The 20,923-nt window shown below is 50.7% G+C and carries 18 protein-coding genes; 17 read left to right on the top strand and 1 reads right to left on the bottom strand.

From position 1 onward, the window contains the following. Position 1: 1 nt before the first annotated feature. The 14 genes from MCJ35_RS12435 to MCJ35_RS12375 all read left to right on the top strand — a co-directional run bounded on the left by MCJ35_RS12435 (position 2) and on the right by MCJ35_RS12375 (position 17,710). Positions 2-5,224, top strand: coding sequence for a DUF4132 domain-containing protein (locus MCJ35_RS12435; protein WP_025486939.1), 5,223 nt, complete (start codon positions 2-4; stop codon positions 5,222-5,224). A 140-nt stretch (positions 5,225-5,364) separates the two neighbouring features. Next, positions 5,365-6,198, top strand: a complete 834-nt coding sequence (locus MCJ35_RS12430; RefSeq protein WP_025486940.1) for a DegV family protein — start codon at positions 5,365-5,367, stop codon at positions 6,196-6,198. Between the two features lie 180 nt (positions 6,199-6,378). Next, a complete protein-coding gene (locus MCJ35_RS12425) occupies positions 6,379-7,056 on the top strand; it encodes a GntR family transcriptional regulator (protein ID WP_162158557.1) in 678 nt (225 codons plus the stop codon). A gap of 84 nt (positions 7,057-7,140) precedes the next feature. Next, positions 7,141-8,328: a mandelate racemase/muconate lactonizing enzyme family protein gene (locus tag MCJ35_RS12420; protein ID WP_025486942.1), complete on the top strand. Its 1,188-nt coding sequence runs from the start codon at positions 7,141-7,143 to the stop codon at positions 8,326-8,328. Positions 8,329-8,351: 23 nt separating this feature from the next. Next, positions 8,352-9,419 (top strand): TRAP transporter substrate-binding protein, encoded by a 1,068-nt coding sequence (locus MCJ35_RS12415; RefSeq protein ID WP_025486943.1) that lies wholly within the window; start codon positions 8,352-8,354, stop codon positions 9,417-9,419. Positions 9,420-9,469: 50 nt separating this feature from the next. Beyond that, positions 9,470-9,961: a TRAP transporter small permease gene (locus MCJ35_RS12410; protein ID WP_025486944.1), complete on the top strand. Its 492-nt coding sequence runs from the start codon at positions 9,470-9,472 to the stop codon at positions 9,959-9,961. Then, complete coding sequence (locus tag MCJ35_RS12405; RefSeq protein ID WP_025486945.1) at positions 9,958-11,244, top strand: TRAP transporter large permease; 1,287 nt, start codon at positions 9,958-9,960, stop codon at positions 11,242-11,244. Before MCJ35_RS12410 ends, MCJ35_RS12405 begins: the two co-directional genes overlap by 4 nt. A gap of 69 nt (positions 11,245-11,313) precedes the next feature. Then, entirely contained in the window at positions 11,314-11,478 is a 165-nt protein-coding gene (locus tag MCJ35_RS32550; RefSeq protein ID WP_420315223.1) for a DUF6783 domain-containing protein, read from the top strand. A 100-nt stretch (positions 11,479-11,578) separates the two neighbouring features. Then, entirely contained in the window at positions 11,579-11,965 is a 387-nt protein-coding gene (locus MCJ35_RS12400) for a GrdX family protein (RefSeq protein ID WP_008716949.1), read from the top strand. Between the two features lie 31 nt (positions 11,966-11,996). Beyond that, positions 11,997-12,677, top strand: a complete 681-nt coding sequence (locus MCJ35_RS12395; protein WP_040379521.1) for a TetR/AcrR family transcriptional regulator — start codon at positions 11,997-11,999, stop codon at positions 12,675-12,677. 282 nt (positions 12,678-12,959) lie between these two features. Continuing rightward, positions 12,960-14,249 carry a sarcosine reductase complex component B subunit alpha gene (gene grdG, locus MCJ35_RS12390; protein WP_025486946.1) on the top strand — a complete coding sequence of 430 codons (1,290 nt, stop codon included), beginning with the start codon at positions 12,960-12,962 and terminating at the stop codon, positions 14,247-14,249. After that, positions 14,215-15,582 (top strand): sarcosine reductase complex component B subunit beta, encoded by a 1,368-nt coding sequence (gene grdF, locus MCJ35_RS12385; protein WP_488473298.1) that lies wholly within the window; start codon positions 14,215-14,217, stop codon positions 15,580-15,582. Before grdG ends, grdF begins: the two co-directional genes overlap by 35 nt. Before the next feature lie 128 nt (positions 15,583-15,710). Further along, positions 15,711-16,847, top strand: coding sequence for a YkvI family membrane protein (locus MCJ35_RS12380; RefSeq protein ID WP_008716939.1), 1,137 nt, complete (start codon positions 15,711-15,713; stop codon positions 16,845-16,847). After that, a complete protein-coding gene (locus MCJ35_RS12375) occupies positions 16,844-17,710 on the top strand; it encodes a response regulator (protein ID WP_025486949.1) in 867 nt (288 codons plus the stop codon). The genes MCJ35_RS12380 and MCJ35_RS12375 overlap by 4 nt, the downstream gene beginning before the upstream one ends. Positions 17,711-17,771: 61 nt before the next feature. Here MCJ35_RS12375 and selD read toward each other — a convergent pair whose 3' ends face one another. Then, positions 17,772-18,812 (bottom strand): selenide, water dikinase SelD, encoded by a 1,041-nt coding sequence (gene selD, locus MCJ35_RS12370; protein ID WP_353656069.1) that lies wholly within the window; start codon positions 18,810-18,812, stop codon positions 17,772-17,774. 130 nt (positions 18,813-18,942) lie between these two features. Here selD and trxB point away from each other — a divergent pair, with 130 nt between their 5' ends. The 3 genes from trxB to grdA all read left to right on the top strand — a co-directional run bounded on the left by trxB (position 18,943) and on the right by grdA (position 20,867). Continuing rightward, positions 18,943-19,893, top strand: a complete 951-nt coding sequence (gene trxB, locus MCJ35_RS12365) for a thioredoxin-disulfide reductase (protein WP_008716930.1) — start codon at positions 18,943-18,945, stop codon at positions 19,891-19,893. Positions 19,894-20,030: 137 nt separating this feature from the next. Further along, the gene (gene trxA, locus MCJ35_RS12360) at positions 20,031-20,348 is read left to right on the top strand and encodes a thioredoxin TrxA (protein WP_025486951.1); all 318 of its coding nucleotides are present in this window, start codon (positions 20,031-20,033) and stop codon (positions 20,346-20,348) included. A gap of 48 nt (positions 20,349-20,396) precedes the next feature. Beyond that, positions 20,397-20,867: a glycine/sarcosine/betaine reductase complex selenoprotein A gene (gene grdA / locus MCJ35_RS12355; RefSeq protein WP_081739274.1), complete on the top strand. Its 471-nt coding sequence runs from the start codon at positions 20,397-20,399 to the stop codon at positions 20,865-20,867. Positions 20,868-20,923: the final 56 nt, after the last annotated feature.

The raw sequence follows: 20,923 nt of genomic DNA, 5'->3' as shown, positions 1-20,923 counted from the left end.
GATGGCTGATTATGATTACAACACCAGAAGGAAGATTACGGAGCTGAGGGACAGCAAGCTGGATGCCAGGACCGGGAAACTTAAGGGGGATGAGAAGAAGCTGGCAGAGGAGATAAAGTCCTTAAGCAGGGGATACAGGAATGGTAATATCCCGATGGTTGACAGTGCAGTAAGTGAGTATTACGCTGCCGGTGATAAAAAGCCCAGCCAGTGGTTTGAAAAGAAGGGGCTGATATTGCAAAAGAGGGCCCATGGAGGGATTCTGGACGCGTTTGTGCCAAAGGATTACCAGGATTCCTATCTCTACATCATTGATAAACTGAACCGGTTCCCCTATTCCACGGGATATAGCCGCAGGACGGTGCGTACCCGGGGGTACGGGCCGCAGATGCGCCGTGCCATTGGGCTTCTTAATACATATGAACGGATTTTCTACTGCGGCGGGGACATCAGCCGTCTGATGTTAAGACAGCTGGAGCCGGAGATGCTGGACTACATAAAGTCGGAGTCCTGTTTCATGAATGGATTTGACCTGGTATATGCAGCTGAAATCGACCGTGGGAACCAGAAGGTCATAGATACCCTGAAGGAACTGATCCTCAGCGATAATAACACGGCTTACCTGGACCGCCAGATGATACTTGGAATCCTCCGCTCAGATAACGAAGGGCTTCATAAGCTGCTGGCAGACCTTTTAGTGGCCGCAAGGTTACAGGAAGGCCTGCGCCAGGCCATCTGCGAGTCCATGGATGAAGGTACCATCCCCGCATTCCTGCTTCTCCTGAAGGTCATAGAGGACAATGACCTGATCCGTTTTGCCTCTGTTAAGCGGGCAGTATCCACCTGGATCGGTATATTTGACGAGAACAGCGCGGACCGCATAAGCGGTAAGCTTCTGGGGCTTATGGGAAGCTGTCTGAGGGACAGCAGGTTCTGCGACGGACAGCTTAAATCCAATGATTCCATTGCCATCAGCGTGGCATTGTGGGCAAAGGGGTTCTGGGAAATATATGATGCCATGGATACCATGAAGGCGCTCATTGACCATGGCACGAAACCGCAGAAGCTGGCCGCTTCGTATTACAACCAGTCCCTGCAGGATGACAATTATAAAAGCATGGTGGCGAAAAAAGTGCTCCTGGAACAGGGGGAGGACCTGGAACTGGCTGCCTGCTTCATGCCTGCATTTACCTGCAGGTTTCACAGTGATTTATCCAGGATGTTCACGGACCGGACCTTTTACGGGCGGGAGCTGCTGACGCCCAGGAAACCCGTGCCGGATGATATTTATGGGAGCAGGGAAGAAGCAGGGGCACTGTATGCCGTGTTCCTGGATATTTATAAAAGGATGCCAAAGAAGGGACTGGTTTATGACCCCTGCATCTTTCCGTGGTATAAGGTGGAATTAAGTCCGGGAATGGTCCTTGGACAGCTGTCCCTTCTGGCGTATATCCTGCAGGACGAGGAGAAGATTACATACATGGCAGGCCTTTTAGGGGAAATCACCAGCCAGGGCGGGTATTCCTGCAGGAGCCAGCTCATCAACCTTCTCCTGTATGAACCAGGGAACCGGAAGCAGAGGGAGATCCTTCTGGGATACGTGGGCAATGCAGAAGAATACACAGCCCAAAGGGCCTATGCAATCGTAATGAAACTGAAGCTTGAGGAAGCGGACTATATGATCCTGGAGGATATGCTGCGGTATAAGCGCAGCGGGCTGAGGGGAAGGCTGATTGACCTATTGATGGAACAGGACGATGCATGGTTAAAGGCTTCGGTGACCCGTCTTCTGTCTGACAAAAGGGAAGAAAAGCGCACGGCCGCCCTGGACATGATGATGCGCCTGAGCAGGATGAAGGATAAGGATAAACTGTACCAGGAAGTGAGGGAACTGCCCCTTGCCATAAAAGCGCCCACGGACAAGGAAAAAATCCTCATAGAGGAACTGACAGGCAGTGCAGGGACCAAGGCAGATATATCCCGGGAAAACGGCTATGGTCTGTACGACCCTGCCGCCAGCGCGGCGCTTCCTATGGGAACCCCGGACCCTCAGGTACTGGAACAGTGCCTTCCCCTTAAGGAAAAGGATGTCATCCTCATCCTTAAGAAGCTGGACAGCCTGGTTGGACAGTATAGGGACTATGAGTACCTTGACAGGAGCGGCGAGGCACAGCTTCTCGGGAACGGATACCATTTCTTAAAGGATGCAAAGGACTATTCCTATCATCTGGAGAATTACCCCCTGGCAAAGGAATTCAGGGAATTCTATGAAAATGAAATCAAAAGCCATGAGGTCCTGATGGAGATGGAAGCCCTGCTTTTCATCCAGGGCCATGCGTATGATGCAGGAGCCGTATTCTACCGCGCCGTTTGGGGAAAGCCCCCGTTTAAACCGGAGCCCCTGTCCCTGGTATATATGGACCAGGTCAGGTCCATACGCCTGAACTACAGGACGGATTATCTGGACAGGGCCAGCCTGTTTAAGGAGAGCCTGGCAGTCATCCAGGCCCTGTCTGCAGTGGTAAACCAGAAGAACAAGAAGGTTACATACCAGTACAGGGGATGGAACAATAATATGTATGACACTTCCTGCTATATGAACCGCCTGCCTCTCCTTGACCGTTACTTTGAGGGCCTTAAGTACTGGCAGACAGACCAGGAATTCAGGCTGGCATTTGAAACCGCATATGGTTTTGAGTTAAAATGCCGTGACACCTCAGATACCGGCCAGTTCCTCACAGACCGCAGGGAGCCAATGACACCCATTGGCATGTCCTGGTTCATGAAGGCGTACCTCATGTCCATGATTCCCATGGATATCCTGATAAAGGCAGTATTCGAATACCTGGATACCACCAGGAACCTTCAGGTGCTGACCCAGTTCGTCCACGGCGAATGCGCCATGACGAGGAACAGGTGGAACACAATCCAGTTCTTTGGCGAGGCATATTATAACCAGATACAGGAAAAGGGCAATGCCTACATGCTGGAGCACACGCAAGAAGGCCGTCTCTGCAAGGAGCTTTATGACAAAATCGTGCCTCAGATGGTGGATGTGGAGCTGCGCCGCGGGGACAGCGAAACCTGTTATTCCAGGTTCATGGGAGGAATCACCTATATCTGCGGGGCACGGTACCTGGTCCGTATCCTCATGGCCCTGGGAAAGGACACGCTGGACCGGAATTCCTATTATGGCTGGTATGGAGGCAGCCGGATATATACCAAGAAGGAAGTGCTCAGCGGGCTTTTAAAATCCTGTTATCCGGCAGAAGACGATACGCCAGAGACCCTGGGACAGCTCCTGAAGGAAACGGAAATCAAGGAAAGCCGTCTGGTGGAGGTGGCCATGTACGCGCCCCAGTGGATTGATATCATAGAAGGATATCTTGGCTGGAGGGGATTAAAAAGCGGATGCTATTATTTCATGGCCCATATGGATGAGAATTTCGATGACAGGAAGAAGGCCATTTTTGCAAAATACACCCCCTTAAGCCCGGAGGAACTCCAGAACGGCGCATTCGATGTCAACTGGTTCAGGGAAGCCTACGGCCAGCTGGGAGAGGAGCATTTCAGCCTGCTTTATGATGCGGCCAAGTATATTTCAGACGGACAGAAGCATTCCAGGGCCAGGAAGTACGCGGACGCCGCTGCCGGACGGGTGGGTGTGGAGGAACTGAAAAATGAGATAGGGGCCAGGCGCAACAAGGACCTGCTGATGAGTCTGGGGCTTGTTCCCTTTGGGGAAGACGGGAACCGGGACATGGTAGACCGCTACCAGTATATCCAGCAGTTCCTGAAGGAAAGCCGCCAGTTCGGGGCGCAGAGACGGGCCAGCGAGGCAAAGGCGGTGGAGACAGCCCTGACCAACTTAAGCGTGAACGCGGGATTTGAGGATGTGACCCGGCTGACCCTTAACATGGAAACACGGCTCATGGAACAGTTCAGGGAATACATGGAATGGAGACAGGTGGACGATGTACTGGTGAAACTGGAAATCAGGGAGGACGGGAAGAGTGAAATCCTTTGCCGCAAGGCCGCGGCGCCAGGAACTGATACAGGTAAGTCCGCCATCACGGGACCTGGCCCGGGCAAGGCCCTGAAATCCATCCCCTCCAGGCTGGGTAAGGATGCATATGTGATGGAACTCAAGGCCGTCCACAAAAAGCTGAAGGACCAGTATTCCAGGACCAGGAAAATGATGGAGGAATCCATGGAAAGCCAGACCCTATTCACCGTGGATGAGGTGTCCATGCTTTATGCAAACCCGGTGGTCAGGGCCATATTGGCGCCGCTTGTGTTTGTGTCCGGTGGCAAGCTGGGATTCATGGAAATGCAGGAACATGCGGCACAGGGCCAGCCGGGGAATATAAGCCCCTGCCTGGTGCCCTATGATGGGACACGTACGCCGCTGAAGGGAACGGACCTGCTGCGGATCGCCCATCCCCTGGATTTATACCGCCAGGGAGTATGGCATGGATACCAGAAATATCTGTTTGACAACTGCGTCAGACAGCCCTTTAAGCAGGTATTCAGGGAACTGTACGTGAAACTGCCTGAGGAACAGGGGCAGAAATACTCCAGGATGTTTGCAGGCAACCAGATCCAGCCTCAGAAGACCGTGGCTGTGCTGCGTGGAAGGCGCTGGATAGCGGATTACGAGGAAGGGCTTCAGAAGGTCTATTATAAAGAGGACATCATAGCCAGGATATACGCGCTGGCCGACTGGTTCTCGCCCAGTGATGTGGAAGCGCCCACCCTGGAGTGGGTGGAGTTCTCGGACCGGAAAACCTTTGAATCCCTTGAGATTGACAAGGTACCGGACCTTATATACAGCGAGGTCATGAGGGATGTGGACCTGGCGGTCAGCGTGGCCCATGCAGGCGGCGTGGACCCGGAAACCAGCCATTCCACCATAGAGATGCGCAGGGCAATCGTGGAATTCAACCTGCCTCTCTTTGGCATTTCCAATGTTACATTAAAGGACAGCCATGCAATGATAAAAGGCGCCAGGGGAGAGTACACGGTCCATCTGGGCAGCGGCGTGATCCACCAGGCAGGCGGGGCCATGCTCAACATCCTTCCGGTCCACAGCCAGTCCAGGGGCAGGCTCTTCCTTCCGTTTGTGGATGAGGACCCCAAGACAGCGGAAATCATGTCCAAGATCGTGCTGCTGGCAGAAGACAGGAAGATAAAGGACCCATCCATATTGGAGCAGATTGTCTGAAAACAGTGCACAATGGATTGCTATAATTTGCCAGCAGGAATGTAGGAAAATGTCGAAATATGTCTTGACTATATCATATCAATACTATAAACTCTAATACATAGTATTGAATACCAGATAATAACTCCGGGGGGACTGATATGGTTAAGATCATTACAGATTCATCAACACTTTATACGGTTAAGGAAGGGCGGGATGCAGGGATTGAATCCATCCCCCTCTGTGTCAGCATTGGGGACTGCCACGGGCGGGACCTTCAGATGGATATGCAGGATTTTTACAGGCGGATTGAGGCTGGGCAGATCCCCACCTCATCCCAGCCGCCCATCGGTGATGTGTTGGATGCCTATGAGCAGTACAAGGACCAGCCCATTCTCAATATATCCATGGCCGACGGCCTGTCCGGAACCTATCAGAGTGCTGAAGGCGCCAGGGAGATGGCAAAAAACCGGGAACAGATCACCGTCTTCAATAGCAGGACATTGTGCGGCCCCCACCGTTACATGGTGGACCAGGCCAGGAAGATGGCAGAGGAGGGAAGGACCAGGGATGAAATCCTGGACTGGCTTAAGGCGGCGGCAGACAGGACGGAATCTTTCCTGATACCCCAGGACTTTTCCTTCCTGAGGCGGGGCGGCAGGCTGACGCCCGTGGCAGCCGCCGTGGGTTCCCTCTTAAAGCTGAAACCCATTGTCAAGCTGACCGCGGACGGGAAGAAGCTGGATAAATACGGGGTAAAGCGGACCATGTCCGGGGCAGTGGACAGCATCATCCGATATCTGCAGGATAAGAAGCTGGGGGAGCGGCACCTGTTGTATATATCCCATGCAGCAGCGGCAGAGGAGGCCCGCCGGATGAAGGAACTGTTTGCGGAACTGTTTCCCGGCTTGGAAATCCACATACTGGAGCTGAGTCCTGTGTTTGTGGCACAGGGCGGGCCGCGGTGTGTGGCAATCCAGTATATAGAGAGATGACGATAAGCTGCTTTTGGATAAAACTTGGGATGTGGGGCGGTGACCCGGAATCAGGATGATTCACGGGTCACTGGCATCAATTGAATTGGCGGGGGGTGATTTATTTAGTAATGTACTTCCAAATTCGGAGAAATAGTGTATACTAATAGTATACGAACTGTTTATTAGGAGGTAATGATTGTGAAAGAGAAATCTAAGGAGGGCAGTCAGGGGCGGTCAGATTACATATATGAGGAGCTGAAGAATGAGATCATTAACCTGCGTCTGCATTTTGGTGCACCGTTGGTAGAAGAGGAACTGGCCCAGAAGTATGAGGTCAGCAGGACTCCGGTGAGACAGGCGCTGCGCAGGCTGGAGAATGAGAATTTTGTAGTTATCATGCCTTACCGGGGATGTTTTGTCAGGCAGCTTTCGGAGAACGATATTGATGAGATATACACAGTAAGGGCTGTCTTGGAGGGATATTGTGTTAATTGTGCCACTAGGATAATCAATCAGGATAATCTAAAAGTCATTGAAGAGGACATTAACAGGGGAATGGAGAAATGCCAGCAGGGAGATGGGCAGGAGTTTGGTCAGGAAGGCCAGAAGCTGCACCAGATATCCATTGAGATAGGAGGGAACAGGAGGATACGTCAGATTTTAAAGAATATCAGTGAACAGAATCAGTGGCTTCATAATTATTCCATTAATGTACCAGGAAGATTCAGACAGTCCTGTGAGGAGCATTTAAGGATTCTTGAGGCCATGAAGGCAGGGGATGCCGGACAGGCGGAGGAACTGATGCGGAAGCATTTGTTCAGCACTATGGAGGATGTTAAAAAATCCTTTATAAATTCAGGTCTGAAATATTATTGATATAATCTTTACAGATAGTGTTGACAAATTATATTTTAAATCGTATACTGATTGTATACAATTGGTGTACGAAAGGAGAAGGCCATGAAAATCAGAGCGGTTAAAACCTATATATTGAAGGTTCCTTTGGGGGAGAAAAGATTCTTTTCATCGCAGTGCCAATTCCCGGAGAGGAATAGTTTTCTGGTCAGGATAGAGACAGATGAGGGAATATGTGGATGGGGAGAGGGAGGGCAGTATGGCCCTGCTGAACCGGTATGTTCGTGTGTGGAACATATACTGGCACCGCTGCTTATAGGCAGGAATCCGTTTGAGAAGGGGGTTTTGTGGAACCAGATGTATGCTTTGACACGGGATTTTGGCCAGAAGGGATCATACATAGAGGCAATCAGTGCTATAGATATTGCGCTGTGGGATATTTGCGGAAAGGCGCTGGGGCTTCCGGTCAGCAGTTTATTAGGAGGACGTTTCAGGGATAAGGTTAAGACGTATGCTACCGGATGTTATTATCGGGGAGAGGATTATCTGGATGTGAAGGATAAGCTTAAGGAACTTCAGGAGGAGGCACGATCTTACATCAGGCAGGGGTTTCAGATGCTGAAGATTAAAGTAGGGCTTCTTCCTGTTGAACAGGATTATCTCAGGGTAAGGGCTATCCGGGAGGCAGTTGGGAAGGATGTAAGGATATTTGTAGATGCGAACCACGCATATAACAGTTTTTCAGCCATTAAGATGGGGCGTTATCTGGAAGAACAGGGGATTGATTTTTTCGAAGAACCTGTGCCGCCTGAGGACAGGGAGGGATATATTGCAGTCAGAAAGGCCCTGGATGTTGCCATTGCAGGCGGCGAATGCGAATATACCAGGTATGGGTTTAAGGATTTTATTGGAAAAGGATGTATTGACATTGCCCAACCGGATATATGTGTATGCGGAGGGTTGACGGAATTCATGAATATCGTGGCGGTTGCCACTTCTTATGGTGTTATGGTTGTACCCCATGTATGGGGATCAGGCGTGGCCCTGGCAGTGGCGTTATCAGCAATCGCATCCTTGGCTTGCGTACCCCATACAGCCAATCCGGTGGCGATGCAGAATGAACCGGCTATGGAATATGACAGGAACTTTAATCCGCTTCGGGATGAACTTCTTGTGCAGCCTTTTGACTTCCGGGATAACTGCGTGTACGTACCGGACGGGGCCGGGCTGGGGATTGAGATAAATGAAGATGTTTTAAGCAGATATACCGTTTACACCGGTATTATAAAATAATTTCATTCAAAGGAGGAAGCAGTATGAAACGTATAATAGCATTGGGACTTGCAGTTTCCATGGCAATCGGGCTTACAGGATGCAGCAGTTCAACAACGGGGGGCAAGGAGACGGCCGCAGCGTCAAAAGAAACGAAAGCAGCCAATCATGAAACGGGGGATGCAGATTCAAAGACGGCATTTCCTAAGATGAACATCGACCTGGCAACTGTTTATGATGCAAAGTCAGCGCCAGCCCTTGGAGCAGCCAGATTCAAAGAACTGATTGAGGATAAGAGCAGTGGGGCCATTAAGATTAATATATTTACCAATGGCTCTTTAGGTACGGAGAAGGATAATTTCACTGCCTTGGCAGCAGACGAGATTCCCATGGTTGTAGGAGGAATCCAACCCATTGATATGTATGCGCCGGAGTATCAGTTTTTGTCTGCTCCTTATATGATTAAGGATTGGGACCATCTGGATGCCGTGCTTGGAAGTGAAATCGGTGAAGGCCTGTATAAAAAGCTGGATGAAAATAATATCCATGCCCTGGCCATGAACCGCAGGGGAATCAGGGAGACAACTGCCAATAAGGAAATAAAGACGCCAGCAGACCTTAAGAATATCAAGTTCAGGGTGTCAGAAATAACATCCTGGGTTGCATTTTGGAAAGGGGTGGGGGCCCTGACCACCTCCGTTGCATTGACAGAGCTTTACAGTGCGCTTCAGACCAATGTGGTAGAAGCGTCCGAAGGACCTTATGAGCAGTTTGCAACCAACAAGCTGTATGAGGTGCAGAAATATGTGATTAATACACATCATATCTATGAACCTACCTGGATTTATATCAGCAGGAAACAGTATGATGCCATGGACGAGGAAACAAAGGCTCTTTTCCAGGAGTGTGCGGACCAGGCAATGGAATATGCCAATGAGCAGGCGGAAATATTATCAGGACAGTTCCTTCAGGAGATGGTTGATAACGGCTGTACGGTAGTGGAACCGGATGTGGATGCGTTCAGGGCTGCTGCTGAACCCGTTTTAAAGGATTTATTTGAGACAATGTGGACGGTAACCACTTATGATGAAGTGATGGGGTATGCTGAATAGGATGTCACCGTTGGCTTTGCCAACGGGATTTCTCATAAGGGAGGTGCATGATGGCCAGAAAAGCATTGAATTTACTATATAAGGCAATTGACTGCCTTTCTATCATCCTGGTGGTGGCCATGGTATTGTTTGTATTTTTACAGGTAATATGCAGGAGGATTAATATTGCGACCCCATGGACTGAGGAAATGGCCAGGTTTTCCTTTGTTTATATAACATTTTTAGGTTCCATCCTTGCTGCTAAAGATGAGAACCATATTATGATTGATGTTCTGTTAAACCGCTTTCATCCCAGGGTCAGGTATCTGATTCAGGCAGTTACATATCTGGCATCCGGTATTTTCCTTCTTTTATTTTCGCGGGGTACCTATGAAACCATCAAGACCAGCGGTGATGTTGCAGCGGCTTCCCTGATGTGGTTCAAGCACAGTTATTTGTATGGTGTAGTGCTGTTTTCCGGGGTGATGATGTTTTGTTTCTGTATATCCCATATGGTACGCTGTCTGGGGCTGGCATTTGGGAAGGAAGGTGGTAATAGATGAATGGGATTGTATTTCTGGTTCTTCTTATTGGCTTGTTCATACTAGGCGTTCCGGTTGCCTTCAGTCTGGGAATCACGGCGGTGGTACTTATGCTGATGCAGTACGGGACCATACAGATTAACACACTGGCTCAGATGACAGTTTCTGGTATCAACTCATTTACCATGCTGGCGGTTCCGCTATTCCTGCTGGCCGGAAAGCTGATGAATACGGGAGGGATAACCAACCGCCTGTTTAACTTCGCAAAGGTCATCATTGGTTTCCTGCCCGGCGGACTTGGCCATGTGAATGTGGTATCCAGTATTATTTTTGCAGGTATGTCAGGGACTGCGGTATCCGATGCAGGTGGTTTGGGGGCCATTGAGATTAAGGCCATGAAGGATCATGGCTTTGATACTGACTTTGCCTGTGCAGTAACGTCTGCTTCATCAACCATTGGTCCCATCATACCACCAAGCCTTCCTATGGTGGTATATGGTATGATGGCCTCGGCTTCAGTTGGAGCACTATTTATGGCAGGTATTCTTCCCGGACTTTTAATGGCAGCTGTTATGATGGTTGTGGTAACTGTTTATGCGGTAAAGAATAATTATCCCAGGGAGCCTTTCCCTACGGTAAAAGCGCTCTTTATCAGCCTGAAAGAGGGAATCCTGCCTCTGATGACCCCTATTATCATTATCGGAGGTATTTACAGCGGATATTTTACGGCTACGGAAGCAGCTGTTGTGGCGGTGGTATATTCCTTTATCCTTTCGGTATTTGTATATAAGGAAATGAACATGAAGCAATTGACAGATGTGTTAAGGGAGACGGTGAAGGACAGTGCTACCATCGGATTAATACTTGCCACATCTGCACTGTACGGCAATGTTTTGATCCGGGCCCAGATACCCCAGCAGCTTTTGGAACTGTTGACAGGTTCCATCTCATCGCCAATTGTTATGATGCTGATACTGAATGTGTTCCTGTTAATCGTGGGATGCTTTATGGAACCTATTTCCGCCATTACAATACTGATGCCATTACTGAATCCGCTGATTCAGGCAATGGGGATAAATCCGGTCCACTTTGGGGTAGTGATGGTTCTGAACCTTATGATTGGCCTGCTGACCCCGCCTTTTGGAATGGTACTGTTTGTGATTTCACGGATTGGGGACATATCAATCATCAGGCTGACAAAGGCGCTGATTCCATGGATTGGTGCGCTTTTATTTACCCTTCTGATTTTAAGCCTCTTCCCGCAAATCTCACTTTTCCTGCCCAAAGCCCTGGGAATGCTCTAAAACACAAATATCCATACAACAAAGGCTGCTTCGGTCCAGGTCCGGCGCAGCCTTTCTGCTAGGGCCTGTTTGAAAATTCATTCCCGCCATCTGCACGCCCCACTTCGCGGTATATTTGGCCCCGATTCAGTCAGCGTAGCCCGCTACGCCTCCATCATCGGGACCAAATCTCCCACAAAGTGGGACGCACAGCTGACGGAAAGCAATTTTCAAACACGCCCTAGGAAAATATAGCCCAGACAAACCCGCCGGGGAAATTGACTGAACCACGAATATGATGTAAGATATTAAAAGCATTTACATGCGCAGTCCAAAAACAAAGGAGGGGATTACAATGTTTGATTTAGGAAAATGCATCCTGGTCACCAACAATGACCGGGCTGTAAAAAAGTGGGAGGAAAGCGTGGGCCAGGTATTCATGCTGGATTCCTATGAGGAGGTGCTTAAGAAGGCCAGGGATTTAATCCACAGGGGGCATAAGCTTCTGACCCATCCCCAGGCGTCCAGCTTAAAGCCCAACCAGACGCCCTACAGGACCATACTGCTGTACGGCGAAGCAGGGTCCGTGGATGGGGAGGATGTGTGCCTCATAGAAAAGGCCATTGAAACCTATGGGAAATGGAATGCCATTAAGAAAGTCCCTGAGTATGATGGGAAGATAGCCTATGACTACAAGACCATTGACTTATCGATGATTGAAAATGTCATCCCAAGGCTGTAGGGATGGACAGGGAGCAGAGCGTGGGGGAACGATGATGAAGAAGTCAGGAACGTCCTATTTTAAGGACTTAAGCAGAAAAGATTATGTGGAATTGGCCAGCAGGATCATCAAGGAAGAAGGAGTGGGGGCGGTCAGTATACGCCGCATGGCAACGGAACTTGGGTGTTCGTCCGCCAGCATGTACCGGTACTTTGACAACCTGGACGAGCTTTTGTTCTATGCGCAGCTGGATGCCCTGAACGAGTATATCCTGGACCTTTCCATCCGGGAGAAGGAATGGAAGGACATATGGGACGTACATTTCGGCATATGGCGTTCCTATGCAACGGAGGCTTTCCGCAAACCGGAAGCGTTTGAGTCCGTGTTCTACCGCAATATCAACCGGGACCTGGGGGAGGCGCTGAAGGAATATTATGAAATGTTCCCGGATGCCATCATCCGCGTCAGTCCCCTGATAAAGGAGATGCTGGAAATCCCAGGGTATTATGACCGCGACTATTATATCTGCAGGCGTCTTGTGAAAGAGGGGAAAATCACAGAGGAAAATGCAGGAAAGCTGAATCACATTCTCTGTACCCTGTTTCTGGGATATTTTAAGTTTGTCCAGGAGCACGGGGTGGAACCTGAGGCAATACCGGAACTGGTGGACCGGTTCATATCGGAGAGCAAGGAGATAACCCAGCTTTATGCCAGTGACTTTACTCCCAAATAGCCCCAATGGTAAATATGTACAAAAACAATGTCAAAAATATAACAAAATGACGAAAAAGGTGAATGTTACAAAAAGTAACAAAAGACTTCATTAAAACCATTGATAATCGCGATAACATATGCTATATTATAGCCATAAGTTATCGCGATTACTATTTTAAAAGTATCATTTTTACACAAACAACAAATATTGTCAATTGTAAAAGTGCTGTCATTTCGCTGGAGTGGGTGAAGTAATGCCGGCGGGTGGCAGTAAAATATAAAGAAGTGGGAGGTATTTCATATGAAGCTTGAATTGGGAAAAATCTTTATAAAAGATATCCGATTCGATGACAAGACTCACGTGAAGGACGGGGTCCTTTATGTCAGCAAAGAGGAAGTTGAAACGCTTGTCCTGGAAGATGACAAGCTGGCTGGCTGCCATGTTGACATCGCAAGGCCAGGCGAGTCCGTGAGGATCACGCCGGTAAAGGACGTGATTGAGCCAAGAGTCAAGGTCAGCGGAGGCGGAGAGATTTTTCCAGGTGTAATCGGGAAGGTAAGCCCTCAGGTGGGCAGTGGACGGACCCATGCACTGGAGGGCTGCTGTGTCATTACAGCAGGTAAGATTGTGGGGTTCCAGGAAGGCGTGATCGATATGAGCGGTCCTGCCGCGGATTACTGTCCGTTCTCCAAGACCAATAACCTGTGCGTGGTGGTGGAACCGGCCGACGGCCTGGAGACCCATGTGTACGAGAAGGCGGCCCGCATGGCCGGATTAAAGGTAGCGGCCTATCTCGGGGAAGCCGGAAGGGACCTGGAGCCGGACGAGATCATCACCTATGAGACAAGACCGGTATTTGAGCAGGCGGCCATGTATCCGGACCTTCCCAAGGTGGGATATATCCACATGCTGCAGTCCCAGGGACTTCTTCACGATACATATTACTATGGCGTGGATGCCAAGCAGTTCGTCCCCACCTTCATGTATCCGACAGAAATCATGGACGGGGCCATTGTTTCCGGCAACTGCGTGGCGCCCTGTGACAAGGTTACCACCTACCATCATTTCCACAATCCGGTCATTGAGGACTGCTATAAGCATCATGGCAAGGATATCAATTTCATGGGCGTCATCCTGACCAATGAGAATGTGTTCCTTGCTGACAAGGAGCGCCATTCCGATATGGTTGCCAAGCTGTGTAACTGGATGGGACTGGACGGTGTCCTGATTACGGAAGAGGGGTATGGCAATCCTGATACGGACCTGATGATGAACTGCCGCAAGGTGGAGAATGCAGGAACCAAGGTGGTCCTGATTACGGATGAGTTCCCGGGCAAGGACGGCAAGTCCCAGTCCCTGGCGGATGTGTGCCAGGAAGCGGATGCGCTGGCATCCTGCGGACAGGGCAATGCAACCCTTATATTCCCGGCCATGGATAAGGTCATCGGAACCCAGGAGTTCATCGAGATGCAGATTGGCGGCTGGGATGGCTGTAAGAACCCGGACGGCAGCTTTGAGGCAGAGCTTCAGATCATCATAGCCTCCACCATTGCCAATGGCTTTAACAAGCTGGCAGCAAGAGGATACTAAATCAATCAAAGGAGATGGAAACATGGCGAAATATAAAGTCGTACATTATATTAACCAGTTCTTTGCCGGTATTGGCGGCGAGGAAAAAGCCGACCATATGCCGGAAGTCCGTGAAGGCGCCGTGGGGCCAGGCATGGGACTTAGGGCCGCACTGGGAAGCGATTATGAAATTGCGGCCACCGTTATCTGCGGTGACAACTATTTTGGGGAAAACCTGGACGCGGCAACCGATGCCGTCATAGAGATGGTGAAGAAGTATGAACCGGACGTGTTCGTGGCAGGACCTGCATTTAACGCAGGACGTTACGGCGTGGCCTGCGGCACGATCTGCAAGGCCGTGGAAGAGCGCCTCATGATACCGGTCATCACCGGAATGTATGAGGAGAACCCGGGCGTGGATATGTTCCGCAAGGACCTTATCATTGTGGGAACCCCTAATTCCGCAGCGGGCATGCCCAAGGTGCTTCCTGTGATGTCGGCCCTGGTTAAGAAGCTGGCTGAGGGACAGGAGATACTGGGACCTTCCGAAGAGGGATATCTTGAAAGAGGAATCCGCGTCAACTACTTTGCTGAGAAGAGAGGTTCTGAGCGCGCGGTTGAGATGCTGGTCAAGAAATTAAAAGGCGAGGCATTTGAGACAGACCTGCCCATGCCCAAGTTTGACCGGGTTGAGCCTGCTGCTCCCATTAAGGATATAAAGAAAGCCAAAATCGCGGTTGTCACCTCGGGCGGTATCGTGCCCACAGGCAACCCGGACCATATCGAATCCAGTAATGCCACCAAGTGGGGCAAATACGATATTACGGGTATGGACCGGCTTTCAGCCGATGATTTTACATCCATCCATGGCGGATATGACCGCCAGTTTGCCATCGCGGACCCCAATGTGGTGGTTCCCCTCGATGCGCTAAGAGAGCTGGAAAAGGAAGGCGAGTTCGGCGAGCTTGTCAACTATTTCTGCGCTACTACCGGTACCGGGACAGCGACCGCGTCAGCGGCCAGGTTCGGGACCGAGATTGGAAAAATGTTTGTTGATGAACATGTGGACGGGGTCATCCTCGTCTCCACCTGAGGGACCTGTACTCGTTGCGGTGCAACGATGGTTAAAGGTATCGAAAAGTATGGCCTTCCTGTAGTTCATATGGCAACCGTTGTTCCTATCTCCCTGACAATCGGTGCCAACCGTATCATCCCTGGCATAGGTATCCCCTACCCACTGGGCGACCCGCCACAGGGTGAGACAGACAGCTACAAACTCCGCTTATCCATGGTGAGGAGGGCGTTAAAAGCCCTGCAGACACCAGTGGAAGGACAGACAGTGTTTGAAAAATAATTGCTGAAGGCTGCTGCAGCGTGGCAGAAGGCAATGTTCAGACACGCTCCCGGGCACGGCCAAAGCGGCTGTGTCCAGGGGACTGCCGTGCCCCTGCGGCAGCCAGGTCTGCTAAGAGGAGAAGGCATATGGAAAATGATAATAAAGTTAACTGGGGCCGGGTAATGATACTTGCGGGGGCAGTCATTGCATTTACCATCGGCTCAGGATTTGCCACAGGACAGGAAATCATTCAATATTTTACTGCATACGGAGTGCAGGGAATCCTGACGGTATTACTATTTGCAGTCTGCTTTGTATACTACAATTACAATTTTGCAAAGGCAGGCGCAGAAGAAAGATTTGAGAAAGGGAATGACGTTTACAAATTTTATTGCGGAAAATACATTGGGACATTCATGGATTATTATTCAACTGTTTTCTGTTATATGTCATTCTTTGTCATGGTAGGTGGAGCGGCATCCACCCTGAACCAGCAGTATGGCCTTCCCTTTGTGGTGGGAGGCGTGATCCTGGCAGCCCTGGCCATCTTTACCGTGGTAGGCGGGCTGAATTCACTGGTAGACAAGATCGGTATGGTAGGACCGGCCATCGTTGTACTGTGTATCGGAATCGGTGTGGTAACCCTTTTAAGGGACGGCGGTCAGATTAACGCCGGTCTGGATATCATACACAGCGGCGCTTTTGCACAGGCGGGCGGTGAAACCATCAAGAACGCAGGGCCTAACTGGATGATTTCCAGTCTGTCCTACGCAGGCTTCGTACTTTTGTGGTTTGCCAGCTTTACAGCGGCCCTGGGGGCCAACAATAAAAAGAAAGATGTGGAATACGGAGTTTATCTGGGAACACTGGCTGTGTGTGTGGCCATCATCCTGATCATGTTTGCTCAGATTGCCAATATCAATACCTCCGGCATCAGCAACAGCGGGATCTTTGTGTGGAATGCGGATATCCCCAACCTGATCCTGGCAGAACGGATTTTTAAGCCATTTGCCTCCATATTCGCGGTTGTGGTATTTGCAGGCATCTATACGACAGCGGTTCCTCTTTTATATAACCCATGCGCCAGGTTTGCCAAAGAGGGGACAGCCCGGTTTAAGATCCTAACGGTTATTTTAGGCGTTGTGGGGCTTCTGGTAGGACTCTTCCTCCCGTTCAGGGTCCTGGTCAATGTGATTTACGTGCTCAATGGATATGTGGGCGCTGTATTGATATTATTCATGTTGTGGAAGAATATAAAAGATACGTTCATACATAAAAAATGAAAATCTATCTTATAGACTGCGACAGCTACTCGCGCAGGGAACTGACCCATATGATTGAAGGGGAGGAGCTGGGGGAGGTTGCCGGCGTATCGGCAGGCTGGGACGATGCCTGCAGGCGGATTCCCGGAATCCGTCCGGATGTGATCCTGGCGGATTTACCCCTTCCTGAACTTAAGGCCGTCACATGCATACGCAGGATAAAGGAGACACTTCCGGCAGCGTCCATCATCATGCTGTCACAGGCCCATGATATGGAAACCGTCCAGAGGGCGTATGAGGGAGGTGCTGAACTGCTGCTGCACAAACCGGTGAACATGGCGGAAATCAGGAACACCCTGCGCAGTATGGAAATGGTCAAGAACATGCAGTGGATCCTTAAACAGGCCAGGAGCGGCGTCATGGGCACACCGGACCCTGGCGGGGAAGACGGCCGGCCAGGGGAGGCGGACGGAGGAATAAGCTTAAGTCTTTCCGTCAGGCATCTGAAGGGAATCCTCCAGGAAATCGGAATACTGAATGAGGCGGGAAGCAAGGATATCATCCGCATCATCAGCTATATGATTGAACAGGAACTGGAATTTGGGGACATTACAATCCGGGAACTGTGCAGAAGGATGAAACAGAATTCCAAGAGCGTGGAGCAGCGTATCCGCAGGGCTGCCTCGGACGGCATGTACAATCTGGCCGCCAGGGGCCTGGATGATTATGCGGACCCTGTATTCAATGAATACGCAGGAAGGCTTTACAGCTTTGAACAGATGAAAAAGGAGATGAACTATATCCGGGGGAAAAGTGAAAAGCACGGCAATATCCGGATCAGGAACTTCCTTGGCGGCCTGCTGGACTGCTGCAGGGAAATGTAGGGCAGGCATGCTGCCCGTACATTACAGATAAGGATCCGGTTACTGGATCAGAGGATGACCGTTATAGGACAGTTACCGGAAAACCGCAATCCCGTTCCACATGTCCTATGACAGTAGCTTCAGGGCATGCCTTAAGGATGGCTTCCATGATGCGTCCTGCTTTTGCACGGGCAACGCTGTACAGCAGGCCCCCGGAAGTCTGAGGGTCAAAGAGCAGGTCATGGATGTGGGATGCGAGGCTGCCGGGAAGGGAGACCTTTTCCTTCAGGTGTCCCATGTTCTGGTAAGCCGCGGCAGGAACCAGCCCCATGGACGCATAGGTGTCCGCTCCGGGGAGCAGGGGGACCCTGGCGCTGTCTATGACAGCGGTAAGTCCTGTGCCCGCGCACATCTCGAAGCTGTGTCCCAGCAGGGAAAAACCAGTGACATCCGTGCAGGCATGGATTCCGTCAAGACTGCGCACCGCGTCCGCAGCGTACTTGTTCAGCGTGGTCATGGATCTTACCATGGCCTGGTGTTCTGCCCGGGTTAAAAGGCCGCCGCGGTCAGCGGTTGTCAGGATTCCGGTACCCAGGGGTTTTGTGAGGATCAGCACATCCCCTTCCCGTACCGTGTTGTTGCGGAGGATACGGTTGGGTGGGACCAGGCCCGAGACGCAAAGGCCATACTTGGGAATGTCGTCCTTGAGGGTGTGGCCGCCTACCAGGATGGCCCCGGCCTCAGCCACCTTATCGCACCCGCCACGGAGTATGGCGTTGACCGCTTCGGGAGGGAGGGAGTCCGGAAACATCAATATGTTCATGCACAGCCTGGGTTCCCCGCCCATGGCCCATACATCGGACAACGAGTTGGCGGCTGCAATCAGGCCGTATTCGTAGGGGTCATCCACGGCCGGGGGGAAGATGTCCACGGTCTGGATTAAGGCCATATCAGGGGAAAGTTCATAGACAGCGGCATCATCCGCAGTGTCATAGCCCACTAACAGCCGGTTATCGTGAAAGGTTGGTAAACCGCGCAGGACCTGCGCGAGGGTGTCTGGCCCTATCTTGGACGCTCAGCCGCCGCAGGAACCGGTGAGCTCTGTAAGTTTAATGTCTGTCATGAGCAGTACTCCTTATGTTGTGTATTATCTGCCAGATGCTGGCAGATGCTATTTTCTATCATATTCAATTCCGGCATTTTGTCAAGGACATTTGTCCGGGATTACATTAAGTTTCAGGAGGCAGGGAAAAATGGGAACCATATATGATTTAATCATCCTGGGCGCAGGCCCCGCAGGTCTTGCGGCAGGCCTTTACGGCGGCAGGTACCGTCTGAACACCCTTTTGATTGAGAGGAGCCAGGACGGGGGGCAGATTGCCATCACATCGGACATTGAGAATTATCCGGGCCAGATGGTTGAGGCGGAGGAATCCGGGGCAACCCTGATTGCGCGTATGACGAAGCAGGTGGAGAAATTCGGTGTGCACAGGGTCAGCGCGGCCATTGAAAAGACGGAGCTTGAAGGGCCGGTAAAGAGGCTGATTGATTCAAAGGGCAATGTCTACGAGGGGAAAACCGTGATTCTTGCAACAGGAGCCCATCCAAGGCCCATTGGATGCAGGAATGAAAAGGACTTCCTGGGCAAAGGCATTTCCTTCTGTGCCACGTGCGACGCCAATTTCTACGAGGATATGGAGGTCTATGTGGTGGGCGGCGGTGACTCCGCCATTGAGGAAGCCATTTATCTCACTAAATTTGCCAGGAAGGTGACGGTAATCCACAGAAGGGATCAGCTGAGGGCTGCCCAGTCCATCCAGGAAAAGGCGTTCAGGAATGAGAAGCTGCATTTCATGTGGGACAGTGTGGTGGACGAGGTTAGCGGTGACGGGATCCTTGACCGGATGGTGGTGCGGAATGTGAAGACAGGCCAGCTCACCGAGGTCCTTGCCGACCCGGACGACGGGATGTTCGGGCTTTTCGGATTCATCGGATATCTGCCCAACACCGGACTTCTGGAGGACAGCGGGCTGGCCATGGAAAACGGGTACATCAGGACGGATGAAGACATGCATACCAATATCGAAGGAGTATTTGCGGCCGGCGACGTGAGGGTGAAATCCCTGCGCCAGGTGGTGACGGCCGCGGCTGACGGCGCCATAGCCGCATGTCAGGCCGAACACTATGTGGCAGATATGCAGTGACGGGTGAAAGTTAGTAAAAAATACGCAAAAGTACTTGATTAAGTATGGACTCCCATGTATAATATAGACGAAAGTTATCGCGATAACATATAGGCGGGATAAATACAACACAATCTGAAAAATAGGAGGATATGAACGTGACCGATTTGACAAAGGAAAATTTTGAGGAAGAAGTGCTGAAGGCAGAAGGATATATCCTGGTGGATTTTTACGGCGACGGATGTGTGCCCTGTGCAGCCCTTATGCCCCATATCCATGGATTTGAAGAGGTGTACGGCAAGACAATAAAGTTCTGTTCCTTAAACACCACAAAGGCAAGAAGGCTTGCCATCTCCCAGAAGGTCCTGGGGCTTCCGGTCATCGCCATCTATAAGGATGGAGTGATGGTTGATTCCAGGGTGAAGGAGGATGCAACCCCTGATTCCTGTGAGGAAATGATTAAGAAGTATGCTTAAAGCCAGCAAAGGCTTATGCATAAATAAAATGAAATAGGAGGAAATGAAATGGCAGTTTTAAAAGACAAGTACGCTATTATCATCGGTGACCGTGACGGCGTACCGGGACCGGCCATAGAAGAGTGTGCGAAGACAGCCGGCGCAAAGATAGCCTACTCCTCTACGGAATGCTTTGTCTGAACGTCCGCGGGTGCTATGGATCTGGAAAACCAGAAAAGGGTTTTAAAGTTAAGTGAGGAATACGGACCGGAGAACATCGTTGTTCTTCTGGGTGCTGCAGAAGCAGAAGCAGCCGGCCTGGCCGCTGAAACCGTTACGGCAGGCGACCCCACTTACGCAGGTCCTTTAGCAGGAGTCCAGTTGGGACTAAATGTATATCACATTTGCGAAGATGAAGTAAAGGCAGAGGCAGACCCTGCTGTTTATGATGAACAGGTGGGAATGATGGAAATGGTTATGGATGTTCCGGCAATCCATGAGGAAGTGGAGAAAATCCGCAAGGACTACGGCAAATATTGATTCGTGGCCTCACTGAGGATTGCAGGAGCGTACCCGGAACAGGCCAGGCCGCGCAG

It is taken from the genome of Enterocloster sp. OA13, from assembly GCF_022440595.1.
Taxonomy (GTDB): domain Bacteria; phylum Bacillota; class Clostridia; order Lachnospirales; family Lachnospiraceae; genus Enterocloster; species Enterocloster hominis.
The sequence above is the reverse complement of the archived record's forward strand: the minus strand, read 5'-3'. Positions and strand labels throughout refer to the sequence as shown.

What these genes read in the sequence shown, in the direction of transcription:
- trxB (WP_008716930.1), top strand. Translation starts at nt 18,943, where the DNA reads ATGGGAACCATATATGATTTAATCATCCTGGGCGCAGGCCCCGCAGGT.
- grdG (WP_025486946.1), top strand. Translation starts at nt 12,960, where the DNA reads ATGAAGCTTGAATTGGGAAAAATCTTTATAAAAGATATCCGATTCGAT.
- MCJ35_RS12410 (WP_025486944.1), top strand. Translation starts at nt 9,470, where the DNA reads ATGGCCAGAAAAGCATTGAATTTACTATATAAGGCAATTGACTGCCTT.
- MCJ35_RS12400 (WP_008716949.1), top strand. Translation starts at nt 11,579, where the DNA reads ATGTTTGATTTAGGAAAATGCATCCTGGTCACCAACAATGACCGGGCT.
- MCJ35_RS12420 (WP_025486942.1), top strand. Translation starts at nt 7,141, where the DNA reads ATGAAAATCAGAGCGGTTAAAACCTATATATTGAAGGTTCCTTTGGGG.
- MCJ35_RS12380 (WP_008716939.1), top strand. Translation starts at nt 15,711, where the DNA reads ATGGAAAATGATAATAAAGTTAACTGGGGCCGGGTAATGATACTTGCG.
- MCJ35_RS12435 (WP_025486939.1), top strand. Translation starts at nt 2, where the DNA reads ATGGCTGATTATGATTACAACACCAGAAGGAAGATTACGGAGCTGAGG.
- MCJ35_RS12405 (WP_025486945.1), top strand. Translation starts at nt 9,958, where the DNA reads ATGAATGGGATTGTATTTCTGGTTCTTCTTATTGGCTTGTTCATACTA.
- MCJ35_RS12430 (WP_025486940.1), top strand. Translation starts at nt 5,365, where the DNA reads ATGGTTAAGATCATTACAGATTCATCAACACTTTATACGGTTAAGGAA.
- MCJ35_RS12375 (WP_025486949.1), top strand. Translation starts at nt 16,844, where the DNA reads ATGAAAATCTATCTTATAGACTGCGACAGCTACTCGCGCAGGGAACTG.
- MCJ35_RS12395 (WP_040379521.1), top strand. Translation starts at nt 11,997, where the DNA reads ATGATGAAGAAGTCAGGAACGTCCTATTTTAAGGACTTAAGCAGAAAA.
- MCJ35_RS12415 (WP_025486943.1), top strand. Translation starts at nt 8,352, where the DNA reads ATGAAACGTATAATAGCATTGGGACTTGCAGTTTCCATGGCAATCGGG.